Origin of the sequence: Hyphomicrobium sp., assembly GCF_036833075.1 — a bacterium.
Taxonomy (GTDB): Bacteria; Pseudomonadota; Alphaproteobacteria; order Rhizobiales; family Hyphomicrobiaceae; genus Hyphomicrobium_C.
In genome coordinates, this window is sequence record NZ_DAITQL010000054.1 from 19,417 (window position 1) to 26,737 (window position 7,321).

The 7,321-nt window shown below is 68.7% G+C and carries 7 protein-coding genes; 5 read left to right on the forward strand and 2 right to left on the reverse strand.

Annotated elements, in window-relative coordinates; all coding sequences use genetic code 11:
* Together V7082_RS14860 and V7082_RS14865 are read left to right on the forward strand one after the other, a co-directional pair.
* Window positions 1–813, forward strand: an 813-nt coding sequence (locus V7082_RS14860) for a LysM peptidoglycan-binding domain-containing protein (protein ID WP_334149849.1), incomplete at its 5' end; no start/stop codon positions are given.
* Between the two features lie 89 nt (window positions 814–902).
* Window positions 903–2,885: an ABCB family ABC transporter ATP-binding protein/permease gene (locus tag V7082_RS14865; protein ID WP_334149851.1), complete on the forward strand. Its 1,983-nt coding sequence runs from the start codon at window positions 903–905 to the stop codon at window positions 2,883–2,885.
* A 271-nt stretch (window positions 2,886–3,156) separates the two neighbouring features.
* On the opposite strand, the gene V7082_RS14870 is transcribed toward V7082_RS14865, so the two are convergent.
* A complete protein-coding gene (locus tag V7082_RS14870) occupies window positions 3,157–3,609 on the reverse strand; it encodes a pseudoazurin (protein ID WP_334149853.1) in 453 nt (150 codons plus the stop codon).
* Window positions 3,610–3,784: 175 nt separating this feature from the next.
* On the opposite strand from V7082_RS14870, the gene V7082_RS14875 reads away from it, so the two are divergent.
* The gene (locus V7082_RS14875) at window positions 3,785–4,441 is read left to right on the forward strand and encodes a hypothetical protein (RefSeq protein WP_334149855.1); all 657 of its coding nucleotides are present in this window, start codon (window positions 3,785–3,787) and stop codon (window positions 4,439–4,441) included.
* Window positions 4,442–4,487: 46 nt separating this feature from the next.
* Here the strand turns inward: V7082_RS14875 and serB are convergent, their stop codons facing one another.
* Complete coding sequence (serB, locus tag V7082_RS14880; RefSeq protein WP_334149857.1) at window positions 4,488–5,456, reverse strand: phosphoserine phosphatase SerB; 969 nt, start codon at window positions 5,454–5,456, stop codon at window positions 4,488–4,490.
* On the opposite strand from serB, the gene miaA reads away from it, so the two are divergent.
* A complete protein-coding gene (miaA, locus tag V7082_RS14885; RefSeq protein ID WP_334149859.1) occupies window positions 5,455–6,387 on the forward strand; it encodes a tRNA (adenosine(37)-N6)-dimethylallyltransferase MiaA in 933 nt (310 codons plus the stop codon). The two genes, serB and miaA, sit on opposite strands and share 2 nt — an antisense overlap.
* Before the next feature lie 188 nt (window positions 6,388–6,575).
* On the forward strand, window positions 6,576–7,321 hold a 746-nt coding region (locus tag V7082_RS14890), incomplete at its 3' end, for a thiamine pyrophosphate-binding protein (protein ID WP_334149861.1).

The following is a 7,321-nucleotide window of genomic DNA, read 5'->3' on the forward strand; positions in this document are numbered from 1 at the left end:
GCCGAGCAGAAGCGCATCGAGGAGGCTCGGGCCGATTACATGCGCCGCGTCGCCGCAGCGGAGGCGGAGCGCCGGGCGGCCGAGGCCGAGCAGGCGCGGAAGGACGAGGAAGCGCGGCGGATTGCGGAGGCGACGGCCGCCGAGAACGCCCGCAAGGCCGCCGAGGAATTGCGTCTCGCCGAGGCGAGGGCGGAGGAGGCACGCCGCGAAGCCGAAGCCGAGGCCGCCCGGCAGGCGGAGATGCGGCAAGCCGAGATCAAGGCCATCGAGCAGCGGCGCCGGGAGGCCGAGGCCGAGGAGGAGGCGCGCCGGGCCGCGGAGGCCAAGCGGCACGCCGAGGAGACGTCCGCGGCCGATGCCAAGCCGGAGACCGGGCCCGCACCCGACGCGGCGGCCGATAGAGCTCCGACGGAGACCACCGGGCCGCAACGCCCGGACGAGGGCGGGCGAAGTGCTGCTGCGGCGGAGCCGCCCGCGCAAAATGCAGTGGAGCCCTCCTCGCAAAATGCGGTGGAGCCGCCCACGCCCGATGCGGCGCCCGCCGTGCGGGAAGCCGCCCCGTCCGCGGTTGCGCCCCGCCGGCCGCAGGTCCACGCCGCGCTGAAGGACGCCAAGCCCCGTCCCGCACGGAGAACGCGGGCGCGGGCCCGCGAGGCCCGCATCCACGTCGTGAGGCGCGGGGAGACGCTTTGGGGCATCTCGCGACGCCGCCTCGGGGCAGGAGAGCGCTACCCGGAGATCTATCGCCTGAACCGCGCCCGGATTCGCGATCCCGACCTCATCTTCCCGGGCCAGCGGTTGCGGTTGCGGTGAGCGCCGTCTAAACGTCGCCTGCTCCATTCGGCTGGCTCCTACGTATTGCGGTCCGAGAGACGGAGCGCGCAGGGGATCCAGACCGACCCATGAGACCGACCACCACCGCCACAACCGCCGCCAGTCGCAGCGAGCGGCCGCATCTGCTCGGTCTTTCGGCCGACATCAGCCATTGGACGGTGCTGAGAAGCCTGCTGCCCTTCATCTGGCCGCAGGGCCGCCCCGACCTGCGCGCCGAGGTGGCGGGCGCTTTCGTCGTGATGATCGCGGCCAAGCTCGCAACCGTCGCCGTGCCGGTGACCTTCAAGTGGGCGACCGACTGGCTCGCCGCCGACCTTACGAACCCCGAGGTGGTCGCCGCCAAGGCGCTGGGGCTCGGCATCGCCATGCTGATCGTCGCCTATGGCGTCGGACGCGTGCTGACCATGGTGCTGAACCAGGTCCGCGACGTCCTTTTCACGCGTGTCGGCCAGCACGCCATCCGCGAGCTCAACAACCGCACGTTCCGCCACCTGCACAGGCTGTCCCTGCGCTTCCACCTCGAGCGGCGCACCGGCGGCCTGTCCCGCGTGATCGAGCGCGGCACGCGCGGCATCGACCTCATCGTGCGCATGGGCGTGATGCAACTCGCGCCGACATTGGTCGAGATGGTTCTCGTCGCCGGACTGCTCGTCTTCTATTTCGACTGGAGCTACGTCTTCATCCTCGTCGCGACCATCGCCGTCTATATGTGGTTCACGTTCTCGGCGTCCGAGAAGCGCATCGCCATCCGCCGCGAGATGAACGAGAGCGATACCGAGGCCAACACCAAGGCCATCGACAGCCTCCTCAATTTCGAGACGGTGAAATATTTCGGCAACGAGGAAGCGGAAGCCCGCCGCTACGATGCGTCCATGGCCCGCTACGAGAAGGCGGCCGTCAAGACCTACTACTCGCTCGGCGTCCTGAACGCGGGGCAGGCGGTGATCTTCACCGTCGGCATGACGCTCGTCATGTGGCTCGCGGCCCGCAGCGTGATGGACGGCACGCACACGGTCGGCGACTTCGTGCTCATCAACGCCGTGATGATCCAGCTCTACCAGCCCCTGAACTTCATGGGCATGGTCTATCGCGAGATCAAGCAGGGCCTCGTCGATCTCGAGACGATGTTCGCGCTCCTCTCCGAGAAGCCGGAGGTGGAGGACGCGCCCGGCGCCAAGCCGCTCGAGGTCCGCGAGGGAACCGTGCGCTTCGAGCACGTCTCGTTCTCCTACGACAGGGAGCGCGAGATCCTGCACGACATCTCGTTCGAGGTCCCGGCCGGCAGGATGGTCGCCATCGTCGGCCCGTCGGGCGCGGGCAAGAGCACGATCTCGCGCATTCTGTTCCGCTTCTACGACATCGACTCCGGGCGCGTGACCATCGACGGACAGGACATTCGCACCGTGACGCAGGCTTCGCTCCGTGGTGCCATCGGCGTCGTGCCGCAGGATACGGTGCTCTTCAACGACACCATCCTCTACAACATCCGCTACGGCCGCCCCGACGCGACGGACGCGGAGGTGCACGAGGCGGCCCGGCTCGCCCGCATCGACCGCTTCATCGCCACGCTGCCGCAGGGCTACGCGACCATGGTGGGCGAGCGCGGTCTCAAGCTGTCCGGCGGCGAGAAGCAGCGCGTCGCCATCGCGCGCACGCTGCTGAAAAGCCCGCCCATCCTGATGCTGGACGAGGCGACGAGCGCCCTCGATAGCCACACCGAGAAGGAGATCCAGGACGCCCTCGACCGTGTCGCCGCCAACCGCACGACGCTGGTCATCGCGCACCGGCTCTCGACCATCGTCCACGCCGACAGCATCATCGTGCTCGACAAGGGACGCCTGGTCGAGCAGGGCACGCACGCCGAGCTGATCGCTCGCGGCGGCCTCTACGCCAGCCTCTGGAGTCGCCAGCGGCAGGCGGAGAAGGCGCGCGAGGAATTGGCCGCGGCGCTCGAGGCGGGCTCCGGCGCTTCGCCCGAGCCGGTCCCCCGTGAGCGGCCCGAGGTGGTCGCCATGGCGACTGCGCGGATCGATGAGCCGCCAGCCTACTAGAGCATTTCCGTTTCAGGTGGAAACAGGGATTCGGTGTGCGGAAGCGTGTCTGGACACCGGCCTTCGCCGGAGTGACGAATTATTGGTGGCGATCCAATTGCCCGATTTCAACGTCATCCCGGCATCATGGCGGAGCCATGCTACGCATGGGCGGGCGGAGCCATGCTCCGCATGGACGGCCGGGATCCAGACACACCGATTGCTCGCACGGCCATGCTTCCACCCAAGCCGGAAAGACCCTAGACCTGCGTAGCAGCCCGGCGTCGCCTGATTACTGGCCGACCTGCGCCTTGAGCTCCTCGAAGCGCTTGATCGAGTCCTTTCCCCGCGGCTTGTAGGTGTCGAGCTGGGCCTCGTTCGGCCGCTCGTCGCCGGCCTGGATGAGCGCGATCATGCCCATGCCGTAGTGCGGCATGCATTTGACGCCATAGACACCCGGCTTCTCGATCTTGAAGATGACCTCCTTGTTGATCTCGCCCGTGAACTGCTCTGCGCCTTCCGGCCAGATCTCAGGGATCGACTGCGTATTGTGAGGCTGCTGCGTGGGTACGAACTTCACGGTGTCGCCGACGTTTGCCTTGATGAAGTCCGGCTTGAAAAGCATCTTCTTGCCTTCCCCGTCGCTGTTCAGCATCTCGACCACGATCTCGCCGGCCGCAGCGACGTTGGTGAACGCGAAGGAAAAGAGCAGCGCAGCGCCGGCAAGCCAGATACGTGAGGTCATGTTTCCCTCTTAAGATGTTTGGTTCTTTAACTTGATAAAAAAAGTATAGAAATAGAGTGGGTGTTGTCAAAGCAGTCTCGGCCGGGAAGGAACGGCAGCCGATGTGGGAGTGGGGCTGCGCGATCCGGCGACGTCCTGTAATCTCGACAGGTTCGGGACTGGGATCGGGGCAGCGATGTCCGCGCAAAACCGCGACGGCTTGACACGACGGGCGCCGCGTCGCGCACCTCGTGCCGTCGTGCATGCCCTGGCGGCAGCGCGCACGCTGTGGCGTCTGATCCGCACCTCGGCCGGTTTCGTGCTCCAGGTGCTGGCGGCGCTTATTCTGCTGTTCGAGGAGTGGGGCTGGCGACCGCTGGTCGACGCCCTTGCGGTCCTCGCGCGCTTCAGGATCGTCGCGCGCCTGGAGCAGGCGATCGCCGGCCTGCCGCCGTACGGCGCGCTGGCCGCGCTCGCGCTCCCGACCTCGATCCTCTTTCCTCTGAAGCTACTCGCGGTCTACCTCGTCGCAAACGGGCAGGTGCTCGCCGCGGGCCTTCTGTTCGTCGGCGCGAAGATCGCCTCGACGGCGCTTATCGCGCGCCTCTTCCTGCTCACCCGGCCCGCGCTCATGCGCATCGGCTGGTTCGCGGCCGCCTATGGCATCGTGATGCCTTGGAAGGAGGCGCTCTTCGCCCGCATCCGCGCCTCCTGGGCCTGGCGTTACGGCCGCATGCTCAAGACCCGCGTCCGCCTCGAGGTCCGGCGGGCATGGGCGCGCCTCGAGCCGCGCCTTGCGGCGCAGGCGCTCCGCCTTCGCACCACGCTGCGCCGCGCGCTCGGAAGACCGTAGCTTGTGCCGACGTTCACCGCAGGGCGCACGCCCGCGGACGCACCGGTCACGCGACGAAGTCTGTTTGCGCGTAGCCTTGCAGGTGGAGCAGGGCGGTGAGATCACCGTGCGTGATCACGGCGCCGGTCTCGAGTGCGCGCGCCCGGTCGGCCAGGATCGGCTTGGCGCGGAAGGCGACGCCGAGCCCCGCCGCGGCGAGCATCCCCACGTCGTTGGCCCCGTCGCCAACGGCCAGCGTCTCGGGGAGCGCGATCCCGCCCTCCGCCGCGAGCCGCTTCAGCGCCTCGGCTTTGCCCTGAGGCCCGAGGATCGGCTCGCGCACGCGGCCCGTGAGGCGCCCGTTCTCGATCTCGAGCGCGTTGGCGACGACGGCATCGAAGCCGAGCGCGGCGCCGATCCGCTCGGCGAAGATCGTGAATCCGCCCGAGACCAGCGCCGTGCGGGCGCCGTTCGCGCGCATCGTCGCGACCAGACGTGCCGCGCCCGGCATCGGCGTCGCGCGCAACAGGATCGCCTCCAGCCGGTGCGCTTCGAGCCCCGCGAACAGGGCGACGCGCTGCACGACCGAGCCCTCGAAATCCAGTTCTCCCCGCATGGCCGCCGCGGTGATGGCGGCGATCTCCGCCTGGCAGCCGACGAGACCCGCCATCTCGTCGATCAACTCCTGCTCGATGATGGTGCTTTCCATGTCCGCGCAGAGGAGCCGCTTGCGCCGGCTCTCGGGGTCGCCCGGGACCACGTTGACGTCGATCGGCAGGTCGCCGAGGGCACCGGCCACGGCCTCCCGCGCCGACCGTGCGCCGGCACCGTCGGCAACGGCGAGCGGCACGTCCCAGGCGGTGCCCGGCGCGAGCCGGCGCGAACCTCTCCCGACGCCGCCGAGCGTTTCTTCCGCCGCGCGCAGAATAGTATCGCTCGCCGCGTCCGATCCGGGCGCGGCCGTCAGCACGAGCGTAAAGGAGGGTGGCATCGCCATGGTGCAGAGGGGGTTGGGGAGGCTAGAAGAGACGGGCATGACCACACCCGCTCCCATCCTCATCGCAGGGCCGACGGCCTCGGGCAAGTCCGCCGTCGCGCTTGGGCTTGCCGAGCGTCTCGGCGGCGCCATCGTCAACGCCGACGCCATGCAGGTTTATCGTGAGCTCCGCATTCTGACCGCCCGGCCCGGTGCCGAGGATGAGCGGCGGGCGCCGCACCGCCTCTACGGGCACGTGCCGGGCCGCGAGGCGTATTCGGCCGCGCGCTACGCCGGCGAGGCGCGCGCCGCGATCGAGGCGGCTGAGGCGAGCGGTCGCGTGCCCATCGTCGTCGGCGGCACGGGGCTCTACTTCAAGGCCCTCACCCATGGCCTGTCCCCGATCCCGCCGGTTCCCGAGGAGATCCGCGCCCGCTGGCGCAGCCGCGCGAGCGCGGAGGGCGCGCCCGTCCTGCACGCCGTCCTCCGCGAGCGCGATCCCGAGATGGCCGCGCGGCTCAGGCCCTCCGATCCGCAACGCCTCGTGCGCGCGCTCGAGGTGCTCGAGGCGACGGGCGTGTCGCTCGCGCGGTGGCAGGAGACGCCGGGCGAGCCCGTGATCCGCAGCGCCGAGGGGCGCGCCTTCGTCGTCGCCCGCGAGCGCCAGGACGTGCGGCAGCGCTGCGACGCACGGTTCGAGGCCATGATGGCGGCCGGCGCCGTGGACGAGGTTCGCGCGCTCCTTGAGCTCGGTCTCGATCCTGCGCTGCCCGTGATGCGGGCGCTGGGCGTCGGTCCGCTCGCCGCCGCGATCGAGGGCAGGCTCACCCTTGCCGAGGCGACGGACAAGGCCAAGGCCGAGACGCGCCAATACGTCAAAAGGCAGGTGACGTGGCTATCACGCAATATGATGTCGTGGAAATGGCTATACGAGCAAGAAGAAGAAAGATTTCTTGCAAGAATAATAGATTTTATTAAATCCAAGCCTTGACCCGCGATCCACCTCCCCCTAGGGTGGCGCCTCTGAAACGCGGATGGACGGGCGCGGGATGCCTGCGTGGAGAGCCACGGAGCGCGCGCGGCGCGTGACGGCGGTGACGACCGATGGCTTCTGACGACCCCAACGACCAATCCCATAAATGACCCATGTGTCCCGAGGGACGGCAGGCGGAGAGTTTCATGGCACGGACGATGACGGGCGCCGAGATGGTGATCAAGGCGCTGCAGGACCAGGGCGTCGAGCACATCTTCGGTTATCCGGGCGGCGCCGTGCTGCCGATCTACGACGAGCTGTTTCAGCAGGAGAAGATCCAGCACGTCCTGGTGCGCCAGGAAGGGGGCGCGCTGCACGCCGCCGAGGGATATGCCCGCTCGACGGGCAAGGTCGGCGTCGCGCTGGTGACGTCGGGCCCGGGCGCGACCAACGCCGTCACGGGCCTCACGGACGCGCTGATGGACAGTATCCCGGTCGTCTGCATCACGGGTCAGGTGCCGACGCACCTGATCGGCAACGACGCCTTCCAGGAATGCGATACGGTCGGCATCACGCGCCCGTGCACCAAGCACAACTGGCTCGTGAAGAACGTCAACGACCTCGCGCGCATCCTGCACGAGGCGTTCTACATCGCCAAGGCCGGCCGTCCGGGGCCGGTGGTGATCGATATCCCGAAGGACGTGCAGTTCGCGACCGGCAATTACGTCGGCCCCTCGAACATCGCCCACAAAACCTATAAGCCGCGCGTCAAGCCCGAGCCGGCGCTCGTGCGCGATGCCGTGGACCTCATGGCCTCCGCCAAGCGCCCCGTGTTCTACACCGGTGGCGGCGTCATCAATTCCGGCCCCAAGGCGAGCCAGCTCCTGCGCGAGCTGGTGCGCCTCTCGGGCTTCCCGATCACGTCCACGCTGATGGGCCTCGGCGCCTACCC

What these genes read in the sequence shown, in the direction of transcription:
- V7082_RS14865 (WP_334149851.1), top strand. Translation starts at nt 903, where the DNA reads ATGAGACCGACCACCACCGCCACAACCGCCGCCAGTCGCAGCGAGCGG.
- miaA (WP_334149859.1), top strand. Translation starts at nt 5,455, where the DNA reads ATGACCACACCCGCTCCCATCCTCATCGCAGGGCCGACGGCCTCGGGC.
- serB (WP_334149857.1), bottom strand. Translation starts at nt 5,456, where the DNA reads ATGCCCGTCTCTTCTAGCCTCCCCAACCCCCTCTGCACCATGGCGATG.
- V7082_RS14875 (WP_334149855.1), top strand. Translation starts at nt 3,785, where the DNA reads ATGTCCGCGCAAAACCGCGACGGCTTGACACGACGGGCGCCGCGTCGC.
- V7082_RS14870 (WP_334149853.1), bottom strand. Translation starts at nt 3,609, where the DNA reads ATGACCTCACGTATCTGGCTTGCCGGCGCTGCGCTGCTCTTTTCCTTC.